This is a genomic window from Lentzea sp. NPDC036955 (genome assembly GCF_055608005.1).
Window position 1 is genome coordinate 250,108 of the sequence record NZ_JBVJRC010000009.1, and the last position, 18,322, is coordinate 268,429.

Annotated in this window: 17 protein-coding genes and 1 pseudogene; 7 read left to right on the top strand and 11 right to left on the bottom strand. The window is 71.0% G+C overall.

Annotation, left to right across the window (positions count from 1 at the left end):
* Nucleotides 1-127 precede the first annotated feature (127 nt).
* Nucleotides 128-880, bottom strand: a complete 753-nt coding sequence (locus ACZ7CF_RS30425) for a TetR/AcrR family transcriptional regulator (RefSeq protein WP_470371187.1) — start codon at nt 878-880, stop codon at nt 128-130.
* A gap of 101 nt (nt 881-981) precedes the next feature.
* On the opposite strand from ACZ7CF_RS30425, the gene ACZ7CF_RS30430 reads away from it, so the two are divergent.
* Nucleotides 982-1,920 (top strand): ATP-binding cassette domain-containing protein, encoded by a 939-nt coding sequence (locus ACZ7CF_RS30430; protein WP_470371188.1) that lies wholly within the window; start codon nt 982-984, stop codon nt 1,918-1,920.
* Nucleotides 1,917-2,705 carry an ABC transporter permease gene (locus tag ACZ7CF_RS30435; protein WP_470371189.1) on the top strand — a complete coding sequence of 263 codons (789 nt, stop codon included), beginning with the start codon at nt 1,917-1,919 and terminating at the stop codon, nt 2,703-2,705. Before ACZ7CF_RS30430 ends, ACZ7CF_RS30435 begins: the two co-directional genes overlap by 4 nt.
* Nucleotides 2,706-2,824: 119 nt before the next feature.
* Here ACZ7CF_RS30435 and ACZ7CF_RS30440 read toward each other — a convergent pair whose 3' ends face one another.
* The 5 genes and pseudogenes from ACZ7CF_RS30440 to ACZ7CF_RS30460 form a co-directional block, all read right to left on the bottom strand.
* Nucleotides 2,825-3,046 (bottom strand): hypothetical protein, encoded by a 222-nt coding sequence (locus tag ACZ7CF_RS30440; RefSeq protein WP_470371190.1) that lies wholly within the window; start codon nt 3,044-3,046, stop codon nt 2,825-2,827.
* Between the two features lie 158 nt (nt 3,047-3,204).
* Nucleotides 3,205-3,687: pseudogene (locus ACZ7CF_RS30445) on the bottom strand (carboxylesterase family protein); the annotation flags it as partial.
* A gap of 59 nt (nt 3,688-3,746) precedes the next feature.
* Nucleotides 3,747-4,604: a bile acid:sodium symporter family protein gene (locus ACZ7CF_RS30450; RefSeq protein WP_470371191.1), complete on the bottom strand. Its 858-nt coding sequence runs from the start codon at nt 4,602-4,604 to the stop codon at nt 3,747-3,749.
* A 198-nt stretch (nt 4,605-4,802) separates the two neighbouring features.
* A complete protein-coding gene (locus ACZ7CF_RS30455; RefSeq protein WP_360396448.1) occupies nt 4,803-5,819 on the bottom strand; it encodes an MFS transporter in 1,017 nt (338 codons plus the stop codon).
* 174 nt (nt 5,820-5,993) lie between these two features.
* The gene (locus ACZ7CF_RS30460; RefSeq protein ID WP_470371192.1) at nt 5,994-7,337 is read right to left on the bottom strand and encodes a cellulose binding domain-containing protein; all 1,344 of its coding nucleotides are present in this window, start codon (nt 7,335-7,337) and stop codon (nt 5,994-5,996) included.
* A gap of 93 nt (nt 7,338-7,430) precedes the next feature.
* Between ACZ7CF_RS30460 and ACZ7CF_RS30465 the strand changes: the two genes are divergently transcribed.
* Nucleotides 7,431-8,201, top strand: coding sequence for a class I SAM-dependent methyltransferase (locus ACZ7CF_RS30465; RefSeq protein WP_470371193.1), 771 nt, complete (start codon nt 7,431-7,433; stop codon nt 8,199-8,201).
* 36 nt (nt 8,202-8,237) lie between these two features.
* Here ACZ7CF_RS30465 and ACZ7CF_RS30470 read toward each other — a convergent pair whose 3' ends face one another.
* Nucleotides 8,238-8,996 (bottom strand): SGNH/GDSL hydrolase family protein, encoded by a 759-nt coding sequence (locus tag ACZ7CF_RS30470; protein WP_360396442.1) that lies wholly within the window; start codon nt 8,994-8,996, stop codon nt 8,238-8,240.
* A 139-nt stretch (nt 8,997-9,135) separates the two neighbouring features.
* Between ACZ7CF_RS30470 and ACZ7CF_RS30475 the strand changes: the two genes are divergently transcribed.
* Nucleotides 9,136-10,029 carry a DUF4142 domain-containing protein gene (locus ACZ7CF_RS30475; RefSeq protein ID WP_470371194.1) on the top strand — a complete coding sequence of 298 codons (894 nt, stop codon included), beginning with the start codon at nt 9,136-9,138 and terminating at the stop codon, nt 10,027-10,029.
* 84 nt (nt 10,030-10,113) lie between these two features.
* Nucleotides 10,114-11,577, top strand: a complete 1,464-nt coding sequence (locus ACZ7CF_RS30480) for a DUF1996 domain-containing protein (RefSeq protein ID WP_470371195.1) — start codon at nt 10,114-10,116, stop codon at nt 11,575-11,577.
* Nucleotides 11,578-11,817: 240 nt separating this feature from the next.
* On the opposite strand, the gene ACZ7CF_RS30485 is transcribed toward ACZ7CF_RS30480, so the two are convergent.
* From ACZ7CF_RS30485 to ACZ7CF_RS30495, 3 genes are read right to left on the bottom strand one after another with little or no spacing between them, the layout of a single operon-like run.
* Nucleotides 11,818-12,864 (bottom strand): alpha/beta hydrolase family protein, encoded by a 1,047-nt coding sequence (locus ACZ7CF_RS30485; RefSeq protein WP_360396437.1) that lies wholly within the window; start codon nt 12,862-12,864, stop codon nt 11,818-11,820.
* Nucleotides 12,861-13,214, bottom strand: a complete 354-nt coding sequence (locus ACZ7CF_RS30490) for a hypothetical protein (protein WP_360396436.1) — start codon at nt 13,212-13,214, stop codon at nt 12,861-12,863. Before ACZ7CF_RS30490 ends, ACZ7CF_RS30485 begins: the two co-directional genes overlap by 4 nt.
* Nucleotide 13,215: 1 nt before the next feature.
* Nucleotides 13,216-13,677, bottom strand: coding sequence for a TetR/AcrR family transcriptional regulator (locus ACZ7CF_RS30495; protein ID WP_360396434.1), 462 nt, complete (start codon nt 13,675-13,677; stop codon nt 13,216-13,218).
* 105 nt (nt 13,678-13,782) lie between these two features.
* Between ACZ7CF_RS30495 and ACZ7CF_RS30500 the strand changes: the two genes are divergently transcribed.
* Nucleotides 13,783-14,952, top strand: coding sequence for an alginate lyase family protein (locus tag ACZ7CF_RS30500; RefSeq protein WP_470371196.1), 1,170 nt, complete (start codon nt 13,783-13,785; stop codon nt 14,950-14,952).
* 20 nt (nt 14,953-14,972) lie between these two features.
* Complete coding sequence (gene ilvD, locus ACZ7CF_RS30505) at nt 14,973-16,652, top strand: dihydroxy-acid dehydratase (RefSeq protein ID WP_360396428.1); 1,680 nt, start codon at nt 14,973-14,975, stop codon at nt 16,650-16,652.
* Between the two features lie 60 nt (nt 16,653-16,712).
* Here ilvD and ACZ7CF_RS30510 read toward each other — a convergent pair whose 3' ends face one another.
* Nucleotides 16,713-18,308, bottom strand: coding sequence for an AMP-dependent synthetase/ligase (locus ACZ7CF_RS30510; RefSeq protein WP_470371197.1), 1,596 nt, complete (start codon nt 18,306-18,308; stop codon nt 16,713-16,715).
* Nucleotides 18,309-18,322: the final 14 nt, after the last annotated feature.

Genomic DNA, 18,322 nt, shown 5'->3' on the forward strand with positions numbered 1-18,322 from the left:
AACGAGTTGAATCCGATTGCGCATAACAATGGCATTACGCAACCGCTCGACTCCGGTTCACCGGTGCGCTGAACAGCGCATTTCACTCGAACGGCCGACTCAAGTCCACCTCACCGGGCACACAGGACTACTGGCACGTCTCTCGACGAACCACCGGTCGTTCTCCGGACTCCAGGAACACCGCGAGACCGTCGAGAAGACGTGCGAGACCGAACTCGAACTCGTCCAGCGGCCGTTCGAAACCGCCCGTGTTCCAGATGTGGGTCATCATCGGCAGCCGGTCCGGCGTGAAGTGCTCCCAGAGCGCCTCCCTGCCGGTCCACCAGTCCTCCTCGGACACCCCGGTCTCGCGTTCGGTCCGCACGCGGTCGGCCATCGCGCGGCCGACCCCGTCGACGTGGTGGGCGACCGCCGTCACCACGGCCACGATCTCCTCCGGCCGCAGCCCCAGCTGCGAGACGGCGGCGTAGGCCGCGTCCCGGCGGGTCATGGCGTGCGGTCCCGGCATGACCCGCGAGGTGGTGAGCTGCAGCATCCACGGGTGCGCGCGGTACATCGCCCACATCTGGCGCGCGAAGAACTCCAGGCCCTCCCGCCACGGTCCGGGCGGGGTGCGCTCGGTCTCGCCCCAGGCCGCGTCGACCATCAGGTCGAGCAGCTCCGACTTGCCCGGCACGTGCCGGTACAGCGCCATGGCCGTGCTGCCCAGCACCTCGGCGACCCGGCGCATGGTGAGCGCGTCGACCCCCTCGGCGTCGGCCACCTCCATCGCCGCCCCGACCACCCGCGACTGGCTCAGCGCCGCCTTCGGTCCCCTGGTCGGCTCCGCCGGCGGCGCCCACAGCAGGCGCACGCTGCGGTCCCGGTCGCTCTGCTTCACCCAGCCCCCTCGTCCACACCGCACTTGCCGGTGAATCCTAAAACCGTGTACAACGTACACCTCGTATACGTTGTACACAGTTCAGTCACGGGGGTGAGGACGTGGGACACGCGGTGCTCGCGGAAGGCCTGCGCAAGGGGTTCGGCGGGAAGGCGGCGCTCGACGGGTTCGACCTGGCGGTGCCGGCGGGAACGGTGTGCGGCCTGCTCGGGCCCAACGGCGCCGGCAAGACGACGGCGGTGCGCATCCTGGCCACGCTGCTGCGGCTGGACGGCGGCCGGGCCGAGGTGGCGGGCCACGACGTCGCGCGGGAGGCGCCGCGGGTGCGGCGGCAGGTGGCGCTGAACGGTCAGCAGTCCACGGTGGACGACGTGCTGACCGGCCGGGAGAACCTGGTCATGTGGGGGCGGCTCTACCACCTGTCCAGGAAGGAGGCCCACGCCCGCGCGGAGGAGCTGCTGGCGCAGTTCGGTCTGACCGATGCCGCCGACACGCGCGTGAAGGCCTACTCGGGCGGCATGCGGCGGCGCCTGGACCTCGCGTCGAGCTTCATCACGCGGCCGTCGGTGCTGTTCCTGGACGAACCGACGACCGGGCTCGACCCGCGCAACCGCGGTGAGGTGTGGCGGGAGGTGAAGCGGGTCGTCGCCGAGGGCACGACGGTCCTGCTGACCACGCAGTACCTGGACGAGGCCGACCAGCTCGCCGACCAGGTCGTGGTGCTCGACACCGGCCGGGTCGCCGCCCAGGGCACGCCCGACCAGCTCAAGTCCACGCTCGGCGGCGACCGGATCGAGGTCGTGGTCCGCACCGCGGAGGAGCTGCCGGTCGTGGCCGGTGTGCTCGGACCGGACGCCGAGGTCGACCACGACGCGTTCCGCGTGAGCGCGGCGGTCGCGGACCGGGTGGCGGCGCTGACGCGGGTGACCTCCGCGCTGGCGGCCCGCGGGGTGGAGGCGGAGGACATCGCACTGCGGCGGCCGACGCTCGACGAGGTCTTCCTGGCGATCACCGGCCACCGGGCGGAGGCGCGGGCGTGAACGCGGTCGGGTACGCGGCGGTCGACTCGTGGGTCGTCGCCAAGAGGGAGCTCGTCCACTGGGTGCGCGAACCGGTCAGGGTGTTCGCGAACCTCGCCTACCCGGTCATCTCGGTGCTGATCTTCGGGCTGGTGTTCGGCAGCGCCATGAACGTCTTCGGCGGCGGCGACTACATCGAGTTCCTGCTGCCGGGAATGTTCGGCCAGACCGTCGCGTTCGGCGTCGGCAGCACGCTGCTGATGGTGTCGATGGACGCCGACCGGGGCGTGACGGACCGGTTCCGCGCCTCGCCGATGTCGCAGACCGGGGTGGTGGCCGGGCGCAGCATCGCCGACCTGGTCAACTCCTCGCTGGAGCTGCTCGTGCTCGCGCTGTGCGGGCTGGCGATCGGCTGGTCGTTCCACGACGGGCTGGTCAACGCGCTGCTGGCGTTCGCACTGCTGCTGTGGCTGCGGTTCGCGCTGGTCTGGGTCGGCATCTACGTCGGCCTGCTGGTGAAGCCGGCGGCGGCGCAGGCGTCGTGGATGTTCCTGTTCCCGTTGACGATGTTCGCGAACACGTTCGTCTCGCCGGAGCTGATGCCGGGCTGGCTGCGCGTGGTCGCGGAGTGGAACCCGCTGTCGTCCACGGTGGCCGCGGCGCGGGAGCTGTTCGGCAACCCCGGTGTCGGCGGTGACTCCTGGGCGGCGCAGCACTCGGTGCTGCTGGCCGTGCTGTGGCCCGCCGTGTTCGTGGCGGTCTTCTGGCCGCTGTCGGTGCTGAAGTACCGCGACCTCAACCGTTAGCGCCGCGCGGTAGCCGGTGCGGAAGTGGTCGGCGAGCCGGCGCCGGGCCGGGCGTGGTTGCCGCGGCACGGCTTTGCGCGCATCCGGCAGGTCGCACGGACGCGCGCCGCTCGGATCGCTCAGCCGGTCCAGAGGTCACACCGGTGGTCGGCCGGCGCGACCTGCCCGGTCGCGAAGACCCGGACGTCCTGGCGGGCCCAGCCGGGACGTCCGGTGCGCGCGAACCGCGTCCACACACCGGCCATCTCGTCCGCCAGCGCCCGTTGCCGCGCGGTGAGCTCGACGCCGCCGCCGCCGTAGCCGAACAGGGACGGCAGCTCCGAGCCGTGGTGGCGCCGCACGGGAACTCCGGCATCCCCTGGAAGGTCATCGGCGGGTCCGGTTCGGCGAACTCGTGCGTCTGCGCGCGCAGCCCGGCCGTCGGGCACGCCGAGGTCATGTCCGACAGCGCCGCGGACATCGGCACCCGTCCACTCCGGACGATCGCCCGGTGGAACAGCCCGCGCGTCCGGGGCGACGTCAGCTGGGCGCACGTGGAGAGCCCGCCCGCCGACGCCCCGAACAGCGTGACGTTGTGCGGGTCACCGCCGAAGCCCCGGATGTTGCGCTGGACCCACTCCAGCGCGGCCCGCTGGTCGCGCAGCCCGAACGCGCCGGACCCGGCGAGCCCGGGGAAGCCGAAGTACCCGAAGGCACCCAGGCGGTAGTTGACAGTGACGACGACGGAACCCCGGCGCACCAGCCGTTCGACGCCGTAGTCGGCTCCGGCGCCGGTGGTGAAGCTGCCGCCGTGGACCCAGACCAGCACCGGCCGGTGCGCGGCCCGCGGCGGCCTGGTGACGTTGAGGTACAGGCAGTCCTCTGCCTGGTCGCACCGCGGACCTGGCCGGTCCGCCTTCAGGACGCCCTGCCAGGGCCGGGCGGGCTGCGGGTCGCGCCAGCGGTTCTCCCCGACGGGGCGAGGAGAACGGCCGCGAGCAATGTGGTTGTGGTTGTGGTTGAACGCATGTCACGCTCAACCCAGCCACAGCCACAACCGCTTCAGCCGACCGCGGTCCTGTTCCGCGCCAGCAACTTCGCCGCGATCGCCGCCGGCAGGTACATCAGCACGCCGTACACCGCGGGCGGGATCGCCATGGTCTCGTCGTTCAGCACGGTGAGGGCGAGGGTGATCGCGATCGTGGCGTTGTGGATGCCGATCTCCATGGCGCTGGCGACGGCCTGCCCGCGGTCGACGTTGAACGCCTTGGGCACGTAGTAGCCGATCAGCAGGCTGAAGACGCTCAGCAGCAACGCCACCGGGCCGAGCGTGGTGATGTTGTCGAGCAGCTGCCGGTGGGCCTGCGCGATCGCCGCGATGATGACGAGCACCAGCACCACCACCGACGCGACGCGCACCGGGTCGTTCATCCGCAGCGCCCACGCCTCGAACCTGCGCCGCACCAGCATGCCGATCGCCACCGGCACCAGCACGATCGCGAAGACCTGCACGAACTTCGCCGGCTGCAGCCCGACCTCGGCGCTGTCCGCCATGAAGTGCGCCATGCTCAGCCCGACCACCAGCGGCAGCGTGAACACCGCCAGCACGGAGTTGATCGCCGTCAGCGTGATGTTGAGCGCGACGTCGCCGCCCGCGAGGTGGCTGAACAGGTTCGCCGACGTGCCGCCCGGTGACGCGACGAGCAGCATCATGCCGACCGCGAGCACGCCCTGGAGCCCGAACGCGAGCACCAGGCCGAGGCAGATCGCGGGCAGCACCACCACCTGGCAGACGAGAGCGATGACGGCCGCCCTGGGGTATTTCGCGACCCTGGCGAAGTCCCCGGTGGTGAGCGTGAGGCCGAGGCCGAACATGACCAGGGCCAACGCCAGCGGCAGGAAGATCTGGACGACGAACACGGCGGCCTCCGCGGATTGTCCGGCTTGTGAGGTTCGATCTGTTCGGACGGTCCTGGCGTTACGCCCGCGCCGGTGGAATCGGCACGTCAGCTCCCCCGCGGACGTCGAACGGCCGGCCTCGGCAGCGTGCTCGGCCGGCCTGTCCCTCTCCGCCCGGGTCGAACCCGGCCTGACCGCCGGGGTGCGCACGCCCACCGGTCACCTCCGCAGCGAGACCACCACCGCGACCACCAGCACCAGCACCCCGACCGCCACGGCCGACCCGAGCACCCACGCCGCGTACACCGCGTACGCCACGAACTCCGACCCGATCCCGGCCACCGACGTCACGGTGGCCCGCGCGTCGGTGTCGATGCGGTGCTGCAACTCGGTCTCCACGTGCACGAGCACGAACCGGTAGAGCCCGTAGAACAGTCCCAGCAGGACGATCGCCGCCGGTACCGCCAGCACGGCCGCGAGCACCAGCACGCCACCCGCGGCGAACAGCACCCAGCCGCGCCACGGCAGCCTGCCCGCGAGCGACGCACCGGCCGCACCCATCAGCGGCACCCCGATCGTGGCCAGCGGCACCCACACCGTGGGCACGTGCCAGTCGTGGGCCAGGAGCGTGAAGTACTCCTCGAAGGCGTCGATCGCGTACACCAGCGCGACCGCGATGACGGCCCGCCTGACCGGCACCGCCTCGCGCAGCCCGGTGCGCAGGGTCGCGAGGTACCCGTCCTCGCCGGGCGCCGGCTCCCTGTCCGGTTCGGGGAACCGCAGCGCGATCACGGCCGACAGCAGGCACATCGCCACGCTGACCCACCCGGCCAGCGAGTAGCCGCCGAGCGAGAACAGCACGGTGGCCACCACGGCGACCGGCACCTGGGCGATCAGCTCGACGGTGTCGACGCGGGCGTTGAGCCGCCCGTACGACTCCTCGTCCCCGTTCGCCGCCAGACCGTCGTACAGCAGCGCCTCGAACGCACCGGAGGTGAGCGTGCCGCCGAGCCCCCACAGCACGAACCCGGCCGCGAAGCCCCAGAACGACGGGAACACCACCCACGCCGCGTGCGCGAGTGCCTGCAGCACCCCGGCGGCGACCAGCGAGCCGCGCCGGGAGAACCGGTCGGCGATCGCGCCCGAGGGCACCTCGAAGACCACCGCGGTGGTCGACCAGATGGCGAGCAGCACCGAGATGTGGGCGTCCGACAGCCCGCTGTCGGCGAAGAGCAACGCGTACAGCGCGTAGATCGGGAGGAGGTGCGAACACCACGCCCACGCCGTCGCGGTCCTGGTCAGATCAGTTGAAGATCAATGTCGTCGACGCATGGCACAAGCGTAAGCCGTCAGCGCCACCGAATAAACGGCGCTGACGGCTCGTGCTCGACCGGGAACCGGCCGTGTCGCCTAGAAACCGGCGGTGATCTTCGTGAACGCCAGGTCGGCCTGCGCGATGCCGGAGCACTGGTCCGCCACCTGGCCGTCGCAGCCGCCGCGGTCGCGGTTGACCGCCCAGAACGCCAGGCGCCCGAGGCCGTTCGCCTTCGACCAGTCGCGGATCGCGGTCCAGTCCTCGACGCTGGTCACCTCGCGCTGGTCGGACAGGCCGTTCATGCCGGAGATGCCGACGTGCTTGAACGCCTCGGCGTCGCTCCAGCCGAAGGTCGACTTGAGCTTGTTCTTCAGCGCGGTGGCCGCGCCGATCGTGTCGGTGCGGACGTTCGAGCTGCCGAAGTCGAACGGCATGATCGTGAACACGTCGACGTTCGCGTTGAGCGCCTTGGCCTGGTCGATCAGCCGGGCGCCGTAGAAGTTCGGCCCGGTGGTCGTGGTGCCGAACGTGACGATCGTCTGGATGCCGGGGTTCTTCTGCTTGACGATCTTCAACGCGGTCAGGATGCGGTCCTGCACGGTGGTGTTCTCGAACTCGTCGGAGTTCTCGATGTCGATGTCGATGGCCTTGAGGCCGTAGGTGTCGATCACCTTCTGGTAGGCGCCGGCCAGCGCTTCCGGCGTCGAGCAGTTCGGGCCGAGCTTGTTGCCGCTCCAGCCGCCGAACGACGGCACGACGTCACCACCGGCCGCGCGGACCGCGTTGATCGTCTGCTGGTCGACACCGCCGGTCAGCGGGCGCTGACCGTCCCACGACGGGGTGCAGCCGCCGCCGGAGAGCACGAACGCGAGCGTGAACCACTTGACGCCGGTCTGGCTCATGACCTGCGTGGCGCTCTGCGGGTTGCCCCAGCCCAGGTACAGGTAGGGCGCGCCGCGGCCGGTGCCGGGCAGCGGCGGGTTCGACGTGGTCGTGGTCGTAGTGGTGGTCGTCTTGGTGGTGGTCGTCGTCGTGCCACCGGTGCCGTCGCACGACGCGCCGTTGATCTTGCAGCCGGTGGGGCTGCCGCCGGAGCCGCGGACGGTGAAGCCGAAGCTGGTCGAGCCGCCGACGCCGACGTTGCCGTTCCAGCTGTTCTTCACCGTGACGGTCTGGCCGTTCGCGGTGTAGGTGCCGTCCCACAGCGACGCGATCGACTGCCCGCTCGGCAGCGTGAACTCCAGGGTCCACGAGGTGAGCGCGGTCGAGCCGCCGTTGCCGATCGTGTACTTGGCCTCGTAGCCGCCGCCCCAGTCGGACGTCTTGGTGAACGCGGCCGTCACGCCTGTCGCACCGCTCGCGGGAGCGGCGAGCACGCCTCCGACCACGGCGGCGACCGCCACCCCGATGGTCAGGAACTGCCAGCGAAACCTCTTCATGGTGCTCCTTCACGTGCAGGGATACGTGATGGCGAGCACGTTAACTGGTCTGGACCATTGGTTCAAGGGTGCGCACGTCTAGTCTCGGTCGCGATGAGGGCAGCAGAGATCGCGCGACACATGGCCGCTTGGGCCGCCAGTCCGGACATCCAGGTCGTGCAGACCCGATACCGCCTGCAACTGGCCGAAAACTGGCAAATCCCCGTCGGTGGCAGGACTTTGGAGATCGGCTGCGGCCAAGGCGACATGACCGCCGTGCTCGCCGACCTCTCCGGTCCGAACGGGACGGTCGTGGGCGTCGACGTCGCGTCGCGGGACTACGGCGCGCCGGTCACCGTCGGCCAGTCCGCCCGGCACCTGCTCGACGGACCGCTCGGTGCGCGGATCGACATGCGGTTCGAGACCGACGTCCTGACCGACGACGTCGGAACCGGGTACGACCTCGTCGTGCTGGCGCACTGCTCCTGGTACTTCGCGTCCGCGGGCCTGCTCGAACGGACCCTGGCGAAGGCGCGTGAGCTGAGCGCCCGGCTCGCGTTCGCCGAGTGGGACCCGCAGCCCGCCGCCGTGGACCAGCTGCCGCACCTGCTGGCCGTGCTCGCCCAGGACCGGATCACCGGGGACACCGACGTCAACGTGCGCGCACCGCTGACCCGCGCGACGGTGCTCGATGCGCTGGGCCGCACGAGGTGGGAGGTCGAGCGGGTGTCCGACGTGGACACCCGCGAGCTGCAGGACGCCGACTGGGAGGTCGCGATCGCCCTGCACGAGGCACCGGACGGGCTGGCCAAGGAGCTGCTGCGGCAGTCGGCGGCCAAGCACGGCAACGTGCCGTTGCCCGCCTACGCGCTCACAGCACGCTAGTTGCCACAACACGTTCTCGCGGCAGGAAAGATCGACTCACGACGGCGGCGACAGCTCCGGCCACCGCGGCCGGACGACGTCCCCCGACGACTGCCCGCGCAGCCGCCGCACCACCCACGGCACGACGTGCTCGCGCGCCCACCGCAGGTCCTCCGCGCGCCGCACCCGCCGGTCCACCAGCGGCGCGATGTCCAGCACGGTCCGCTCCAGCGAGTGCCGCACACCGAGGCCGTCCAGCACCGAGATCGCGACCTCGCGGTGCCCCAGCGCGTTGAGGTGCAGGCGGTCCACCGACCACATCCGGCGGTCCCGCAGCTGCCGCATCGACCACATGTCGACCAGGACGCACGAGTGCTCGGCCGCGATGGCGCGCACGTGCTCGTTGTAGATGGCCACCCGGCCGCGCATCCGGCGGAACACCGGGTCGTCCGCGCCGTCGACGCCGGTGAACAGGACCACGCGCGCGCCCGCGACGGTCAGCCGCGCCACGGCGGCCCGGTACCGGCGCATCAGGCCGTCGATGTCCACCTTGGGGCGCATCAGGTCGTTGCCGCCCGCGTACAGGGACACGAGGTCCGGCTTCATCGCGAGGGCCCGCTCCAGCTGCTCCCCCAGCACCTGGGGCAGCAGGCGGCCACGCACGGCCAGGTTGGCGTAGCCGAACTCCGGGTCCGCCGCACCCAGCACCTCGGCCACGCGGTCGGCCCAGCCGCGGACACCGTTCGGTCGACCGGCGTCGTCGTCGCCCACTCCCTCGGTGAACGAGTCCCCCAACGCCACGAAACGCTTGCTCATGGCGTTCACGGTAGGTCGGAGCCGCGCGGCCGGGTTGCGCGGGTCCGGATAACGGTTCGATAACGCCGGGGTCTCGAACTGAGGCGCGCTCCTGCCCCCGGCCGTACTCCCGTTCGTGCGACTCCCCATGGACCTGGCAATGCCGGCGCGACTGCTCGTCGCGCTGGCCGGCTGTGCGCTGGCCGTGCTGCTCAGCACCGGGAGCGCGATCGGCCAACCCGCGAACCCGTCGACGCCGATCTCCACCCCGCCGCCCGGCAGCGCCGGCACGGGTGACGAGGTCGTGCAGACGCAGTGGGGGCCGCTCGGTCCCGCTGACCGGGACTTCATGAACCGCGTCAAGCAGGCCGGTCTGTGGGAGAAACCCGCCGGTGACAAGGGCAGGGCCAAACGGCCGGACCAGCCCAAGATCCTGGAGGCGAGCAAGCACCTCGTCGAGGGCCACACGCTGCTGGACAACGTGGTGAACAGGGCGGGCGTGCTGCTCGGCCACACGCTGCCCACCGAGGCCTCCGACGAGCAGAAGGGCTGGCTCGCCGAGATGGACGCGGCGACCGGTGACGAGTTCGACGCCGTCTTCGCCAACCGGCTCCGCGCGGCGCACGGCAAGGTCTACGCCTATGCGGCGCAGATCCGCGCGGGCACGAAGAACGAGCTCATCCGCATCCTCTCCACGCAGGCGATGATCACCGTCTTCGACCACATGAAGGTGTTGGAGGACACCGGTCGCGTCGACTTCGCCGGACTGGAGTCGCCGAAACCGCTCGCTCCCCCGACCGCGGCGTCCGGGACCCCGGACCCGGCGGGCACGACGGACGCCGCCGACGCGGACGCCTCGGTCAACCCGACCGACGGGGTGATCCCGACCGTGCCGGAGGGCACCAGGTTCACCCGCACCGCGGAACAGGGCGTCTTCGGCGACAACAACGGCGTCTTCTTCGGCGCCATCGCCGTTCTGGCACTGGCCCTGGTCGGAATGCGGATGATCTCCCGGTCGAAGAAGAGGTCACGACGCAGTTCCCGTTCTCACTGACCGCACACCGAGCTCGACCCGAACACGCGGCTCATCGCCGCCTTCTTCAGCATGCCGTTTTTCCGGACTACCACGAGGTGGCACATGGCTATTCACCGGAGGAAATCCACGATCTGGCTCACCGCTGCCGCCGCGGCGATGGCCGTGGTCGCTGGCGGCGCCGCGGTGGTGGCCGTCAGTTCTTCTGATGGCGCCGCGCTCGCCGACGGTGCGGACAAGAGCTTGTTCGTCGACATCACCAAGGTGAAGCCGAACGTCAAGAAACCCAGGCAGCAGCAGAACGCCACCACCGGCACGTTCACCGTCAACTGCGGCCGCAACGAGAACGGGCACTTCAACCCGGACAACTTCATCGCGCAGCCCGGCGTCCGCAACGGCGCCCAGCACCTGCACGACTACGTCGGCAACCTGTCCACGAACGCGGACTCGAACAACAAGTCGCTCCAGGCCGCCGGCACGACCTGCAAGAACGGTGACAGGTCCGCCTACTTCTGGCCCGTCGTGCGCATCATCGACGAGGAGGAGGCCGCGGAGGGCGGCGAGCAGGTTCCGCCGAAGAAGGACGACAAGGCCCAGCAGGACGAGGACAAGGCCGCCAAGGCCGAGGCCCGCCTCGAATGCCCCGACGTCGCGTCGCTGCTGCCCGAGGACGTGCCGGACGCGGCCCAGGCGGAGATCGACCGCGAGCTCGAGAACATCGAGAAGGTGACCGAGGAGGCCGAGAAGAAGGTGGCCGCCACCAAGGCCGCCGACCGCGACAACGTCATCGTCGGCCCGACGCGCGAGAAGCGCGCCGCCATCCTCGACCGGATGATGCTGGCGTTCAGCCGCCAGGGCCGGCAGGCCCCCGACCTGAACCCGGCCGCCGCCTGCGCCGTCAAGGACCAGGCCCAGGGTGAGCAGGGCCTCGACAACGGCGGCCAGAACAGCGACAACGCCCAGGCCGAGGGCACCGAGGGCAAGAAGGACCAGGACAACGCCGAGGAGAACGCCGAGAACGAGCTCGAGGGCAACGAGGGCGAGATCCAGCGCCCGGCCGTCGTCGACCTGACCTTCCGCGGCTCGCCCGTCGGCAAGGTCACCGCGATGCCGAAGTTCCTCCGCGTGCTCTACGGCGACGCCAAGGCGGGCCAGAACGGCCCGAAGAACGCCAGGGCCTCCTGGACCTGCACCGGGTTCGAGGACAAGGTCCTGATGGACAAGTACCCGATCTGCCCGCAGGGCGCGAAGGTCAAGCGGGTCCACGACTTCCCGAGCTGCTGGGACGGCAAGAACATCGACTCCGCGAACCACCGCGACCACATCGTGTTCCCCGACCAGAACGGCCGCTGCAAGCAGGGCTTCAAGGCCGTGCCGCAGCTGCGCATCTCGCTGACCTACGACATCCCGCTCGACGTCCAGAAGGAGGGCCGCTACCTGGTCGACTCCTTCCCGGAGGAGGAGCACAACCCGCTCACCGACCACGACGACTTCGCGAACGTGATGTCGCAGAAGATCATGAACCGTCTGGTCAACTGCGTGAACACGGGCAAGAAGTGCCGCGAGTGACCCGCTGAGCACCTGGCCCGCCCCCTCGTTGCTGCCCAGGCGTCTGCAAGTACCACCAACACATGATCGAATCGCCGCTGACTACCACCAACATGGTCACCACCCGTCGAACCAGGTTCCAGGTCTACGGACGGCCGACGGCGCAGTTGGTAGTAGAAAAGTGCTTGTTGATGTTGAGTTGGTGGTACTTGCAGGCGCCGGCAGAGCCAGGGTCCGCTCTGTCCATTCAGGACTTGCCCGTCACCACCGCAGTGCCCTGAGGCTGCGCACGAGAACGGGTGAGAACGTCCCGTCGGCCGTGGTCATCGCGTGCCCCGCACCGGGCAGGACCACCCGGCCGCCCACGACGGACACGAGCTGGTCCGTGGTGTGGCACGGCACCTGCGGGTCGAGCTCGCCGCAGGTGACGAGCACGGGCGTGCGCGGCGGCAGCGTGCGGGCGACGTCGGGCGGGTTGACCGCGTCGTCGCTCACCACGAACTTCCGGTTCGGGCCGGCCAGCGAGCCGAACAGCGCGGCGAGCGCCGGTGGCATGGCCGTCGTGTCGACCGCCCGGCCGGTGCGCAGGTCGGTCACGGCCGTGTCGACCGCGCGGTCGATCACCGCCGCGTCCTGTTCGGACAGCTGCCCGGCCGCGACCAGCTGGGCGATCTGGCCGTGCAGCTGCATCGCGAGCACGTCCAGGAACCGCAACGCCTGCGGTTGCAACATGACCAGCGCGGCGGCCCGGCGGTGCCGAGGCGCCTGCGCGGCGACCACGAGCGCCGTCATGCCGCCCTCGCTGTGGCCGGCGAGCGCCACCCGGCGCTGGTCGACCTCAGGACGGCGGTGCAGCAGGTCGCGTGCGGCCGCGGCCTGCCGGACGAACGCCGGGTAGTCGATGTCCTGCGGACGTCCCGCGTACGCGCCCAGTCCCGTGCGGCCGGTGCCGTACTTGTCGAACCGCAGCGTCGCGACCCGGTCGGCGGCCAGCACTCCGGCGAGGTCGCGCAGCGTGTTCGCCATGAGCGCGGGTGGCTGGTTGCCGTCGCGGTCGGTCGGGCCGCTGCCGGGCAGCAGCACCGCGGCGCGCAGGCGCTCACCGCGGCGGCGCGCCGGCACGTGCAGCGTTCCCCAGGTGGTCGTGCCGTCGACGACGAACGACACCTCCTCGTCGTGCGCGGGCACCCAGGAGCCGTGCCGCGCGGTGTGGGCGACGGCGGAGGCGGTGCCCGCGACGAAGGGCGGTGCCACGCCCGCCGCGGCGGAGACCACGGCCACCAGCGCCACCGCGACCTTGCCGATCACCGGCGGATCGCCTTCTCGACCAGGGCCACGGCCTCGCGCGGGTCGTCGACCTCGACCACGAGCCGGGTGAACTGCTCGTCGGCCAACTCCACGACCACGGCGTTCTTGCCGTCGCGGACCGCCCAGAACACCTTCTCGCCATCCCGGTGGAACGTGCCCGCCGTGATCACCCCCGGCAGGTGCGTCCCCGGCGCCCGCAGCCCCTTCGGCTCACCCGCGATCCCGGGGTCCGCCGTCGCGCCCCGCACGTTCGCCAGCGGGATGGTCAGCCTGCTCTTCAACGCCCACAGCTTGTCCAGGCCCTCCATCTCCACGACCAGGTCCTCGCCCTGCACACTGATGACCGCCACGTCAGCTCTCCTCACCCTGCACCGTTCCCGGTGCCTCGTCGTTGTCGGGAACGCCGTCGCCGGTCGCCCGGTGGCGCAGCCACCGCCCCAGCAGCTCCTCGGTGGCGCTCGGGTCCCCCGTCGCCGCGTCGACCTCGCCGAGGACCGCGGACACGAGCCCGGCGACCTCGGGGTCCTCGCGCGCCCGGTCGACCGCCGCGAGCAGCAGCAGGTCCCACCCCGGCACGTGCCCCGCTCCGGCCGCCTCGGCCAGCCGCGGGCGGACGTCCTGCTCGACGTGGTGGCGCAGCGCAGCGAGGTACAGCCCGCGCTTGCTGCCGAACACGCCGTAGAGGCTGTTGCGGTGCACGCCGGTGTGGGTCACCAGGTCGTCGATCGAGACCCCGTCGTAGGCCCTGCGGGCGAACAGGTCCGCAGCCGCCGCCACGGCCTCGTCCACGTCGAAAGACCTCCGTCGTCCCATGGCACGACCCTAGCGTTTTCGGGAACGATCAGTCAAGAACGACCGTTCCTAAAAATCTGCGCCGGTCTTTGACGGCGAAGGTCCACACCTCTGACACTGGTCCGCATGGTCACCCGTTCCTGCGCGGTGCTGATCGCACTGCTCGCGTCCCTCATCGCCCCGGCCACCACGACGGCGACCGCCGCTCCTGCCACCTTCACCCACCCCGGTGTCGTCGTCTCCCGCCCGCAGCTCGACTTCGTCCGCGCCAAGGTCCAGGCCGGCGCCCAGCCGTGGAAGACGGCCTACGACCGCATGATGGCGAGCAAGTACGCCGACCTGAACCGCGTCCCGAAGCCGCGGGCCGTCGTCGAGTGCGGCTCCTACTCCAACCCGAACCTCGGCTGCACCGACGAGCGCGAGGACGCCATCGCCGCGTACACGATGTCGCTCGCCTGGTACATCACCCGCGACGACCGCTACGCGCAGAAGGCGATCCAGCTCATGGACGCCTGGTCGGCCACCATCCGCGACCACACCGGCTCCAACGCCCCGCTGCAGACGGCGTGGTCGGCGAGCAGCTGGCCCAAGGCCGCCGAGATCATCGAGCACGTCCGCGGGAACTGGCCGAACAGCGGCCGGTTCGCCACCATGCTGCGCGACGTGTACCTGCCGGAGATCGGGAACGGCCGGGTCGACACCGCCGGCAACTGGGAGCTCAGCATGATGGAGGCGACGCTGGGCATCGCCGTGTTCCTGGAGGACCGGGCCGTCTACGACAGGGCGGTCGGGATCTTCCGCGGGCGCCTTCCCGCGTTCATCTACCTGACCGGTGACGGAGCGCTGCCGAAGACGCGGCCGGGCAGTGCCGTCGACACCAGGGACGAGATCATCTCCTACTGGTACGGCCAGGACACGTTCGTCGACGGGCTCACCCAGGAGACGTGCCGGGACTTCACCCACACCGCCTACGGGCTCGCGGCCGCCGCGCACTTCGCGGAGACCGCCAGGCACCAGGGCCAGGACCTCTGGGGCGAGATCCGGGAGCGGATGCGCCACGCGTGGGGACTGCACACGAGGTACCAGAACGGTGAGCCGATGCCGAGCTGGTTGTGCGGTGGCACGCTCAACCGCCACCTCGGGCCGACGAGCGAGGTCAGCTTCACCGCGCTGAGCACCCGGCTCGGGATCGGGATGGCGAACACCCAGCGCTACACCGAGAGCCAGCGTCCACAGGGGACGGACAACCTGTTCGTCGCGTGGGAAACGCTCACCCATGCGGCGAATCCCGCCTGATTGGCACTACCGTTCGTGGCATGACAGACGTGAAGCCACGCAGCCGGGACGTCACCGACGGCTTGGAGCGCACCGCCGCGCGCGGCATGCTCCGGGCCGTCGGCATGGGCGACGAGGACTGGGAGAAGCCGCAGATCGGTGTGGCGTCGTCGTGGAACGAGATCACGCCGTGCAACCTGTCGCTGGACCGGCTCGCGAAGGCCGGCAAGGACGGGGTGCACGCGGCCGGCGGGTACCCGCTGGAGTTCGGCACGATCTCGGTGTCGGACGGCATCTCGATGGGCCACGAGGGCATGCACTTCTCGCTGGTGTCGCGGGAGGTGATCGCGGACAGCGTCGAGACGGTGATGCAGGCGGAGCGCCTCGACGGGTCGCTGCTGCTGGCCGGGTGCGACAAGTCGTTGCCGGGCATGCTGATGGCGGCCGCGCGGCTGGACCTGGCCAGCGTGTTCCTCTACGCCGGGTCGATCCTGCCGGGCCGGGTCACGCTGACCGACGGCACCGAACGCGAGGTGACCATCATCGACGCGTTCGAGGCCGTGGGCGCGTGCGCGCGGGGGCTGATGAGCCGCGCGGACGTGGACCTGATCGAACGCGCGATCTGCCCCGGCGAGGGCGCGTGCGGCGGCATGTACACGGCGAACACCATGGCCAGCGCGGCGGAGGCGCTCGGCATGTCCCTGCCCGGCAGTGCCGCGCCACCGGCCACCGACCGCCGCCGCGACGGTTATGCGCGCAGGTCCGGCCAAGCGGTCGTGGAGATGCTGCGCAAGGGCATCACCGCACGGCAGATCATGACGCGCGAGGCGTTCGAGAACGCCATCGCGGTCGTCATGGCGTTCGGCGGCTCCACCAACGCCGTCCTGCACCTGCTCGCCATCGCGCACGAGGCCGAGGTCGAGCTCAGCCTCGACGACTTCACCCGCATCAGCGCGCGTGTGCCGCACCTGGCGGACGTCAAGCCGTTCGGCCGGCACGTGATGACCGACGTCGACCGCATCGGTGGCGTGCCCGTGGTCATGAAGGCGCTGCTGGACGCGGGCCTGCTGCACGGCGACTGCCTCACCGTCACCGGCCGGACCGTCGCCGAGAACCTCGCCGACATCGCCCCGCCCGACCCCGACGGCAACGTCCTGCGGGCCCTGGACAGGCCCATCCACCGCACCGGCGGCATCACCATCCTGAAGGGCTCCCTCGCCCCGGACGGCGCCGTGGTCAAGTCCGCGGGCTTCGACTCGGACGTCTTCACCGGCACCGCCAGGGTCTTCGACCGCGAACGCGCCGCCATGGACGCCCTGGAGGACGGCACGATCACCGCGGGCGACGTCGTGGTGATCCGCTACGAGGGTCCCAAGGGCGGTCCCGGCATGCGCGAGATGCTGGCGATCACCGCGGCCATCAAGGGCGCGGGCCTGGGCAAGGACGTCCTGCTGCTCACCGACGGCCGCTTCTCCGGTGGCACCACCGGCCTGTGCGTCGGCCACGTCGCCCCGGAGGCCGTCGACGGCGGGCCCATCGCGTTCGTCCAGGACGGCGACCGCATCACGCTCAACGTCGCCGAGGGCACCCTCGACGTGGACGCGGACCTCGACAGCCGCCGTGACGGGTGGGCCCCGCTGCCCCCGCGCTACCAGCGCGGCGTGCTCGCCAAGTACGCGAAGCTGGTCGGCTCGGCGTCCCGCGGCGCCGTCTGCGACTGAGCACCCACCGCCCGTGCGGGCTCCGTTCGAGGCGCGCCCCGAACGAGCCCGCACAGGCGTCTAGTACAGGCCGTCCAATGTGGACGCGTAGCGCTTCTCGATCTCCCGGCGGCGGGGTTTGAGCGACGCGGTCAGCAACCCGTCCTCGACGCTGAAGTCCTCCTCCAGCACCGCGAACCGCTTGATCGTCGCGTGCCGCGGCAGCTGCGCGTTGACGACCTCCACCGCGCGCCCGATCTCGGCCTCCGGGTCCGGCAGCCCCGCCCGCGTGTCCGGGTCCAGCGTCACGAGCGCCACGCAGTACCTGCGGCGGTCGCCGTGCATGATGACGTTGCTGATGTAGGGGGACGCGGCCTTCAGCAGGCTCTCGACCGGGGCCGGGGCGACGTACTTGCCGCCGGAGGTCTTGATGAGCTCCTTCTTGCGGTCGGTGATCCGCAGCCGGCCCGCGTCGTCGACCTCGCCGATGTCACCGGTGTGCAGCCAGCCGTCGACGAGCGCCTCGGCGGTGGCGTCCGGGCGGTTGTGGTAGCCGCGCATGACACCGGGGCCGCGCAGCAGCACCTCGCCGTCGTCGGCGATCCGCACCTCGGTGCCGGGGATCGGCGGGCCGACCGTGCCGATCTTGATCATGCCGGGGCGGTTGAAGAACGTGGCCGCCGACGACTCGGTGAGGCCGTAGCCCTCCAGGATCGTGATGCCCGCGCGGGAGAAGAACTCGGCGATCTCACCGGCGAGCGGTGCGGAGCCGGAGACGAAGTAGCGGATCCGGCCGCCGACGCGGTCGCGCAGCCTGCGGTACACCAGCCGGTCGGCGAGCCAGCGGGTCGCGGCGCCGTGGTCGCGGTCGGCCCAGCGGAAGACCTTCTCGGTGAGCCCGCCCTTCTCCCGCGCGCCGGTGACGATGCGGCCGTGGATCTTCTCGAAGATGCGCGGGGCGGCGGCGACGATCGTCGGCCGCAGCTCGCCGAGGTTGTCCACGATCCGCTCGACCGAGCCGTCGACGGCGGTGGCGGCGCCCACGGCGATCATCGCCATGGTCAGCACCTTGCCGAACGCGTGCGACAGCGGCAGCCACAGGAAGTGCAGGTCGTCCTCGCGCAGGATGCCCAGCGAGGCGATGGCCTCCGCGGTGGTCACCCAGTTCGCGTGGGTGAGCTCGACGCCCTTCGGGGTGCCGGTCGTGCCGGAGGTGTAGATCAGCGTCGCGAGGTCGTCCGGCCCCAGCTCGGCGATCAGCGCGGCGTAGTCGCCGTCGGCCCGCGGGACCGCGCCGAACCGCAGCACGTCGAGGTCCGGCACCAGCGCCGCGTGCTCGTCGGTCTCGACGACCACGAGCTTGCTGCCGGAGTCGCTGACGATGTGCGCGACCTCGGCGGCGGTGCTGTTGGGGTAGATCGTGGTGGTGGCGCCACCGGCGGCCAGCACGGCGAGGTCGGTGACGATCCACTCGATGCTCGTGCGGCCCATGAGCGCGACCCGGTCGCCGCGCCGCAGCCCCCGCTCGCGCAGCCCGAACGCCTCGCGCGCCACGCGGTCCTGCAGCTCCGCCCAGGTCAGCGAGACCCAGCCGGTACCGGAGCGGTACCGCACCGCCTCGGCACCGGGCGTGCGGGCGACCCGGTCGCGCAGGAGGCCGGGAATCGACAGCGCCATTGCTCTCCCCTTCT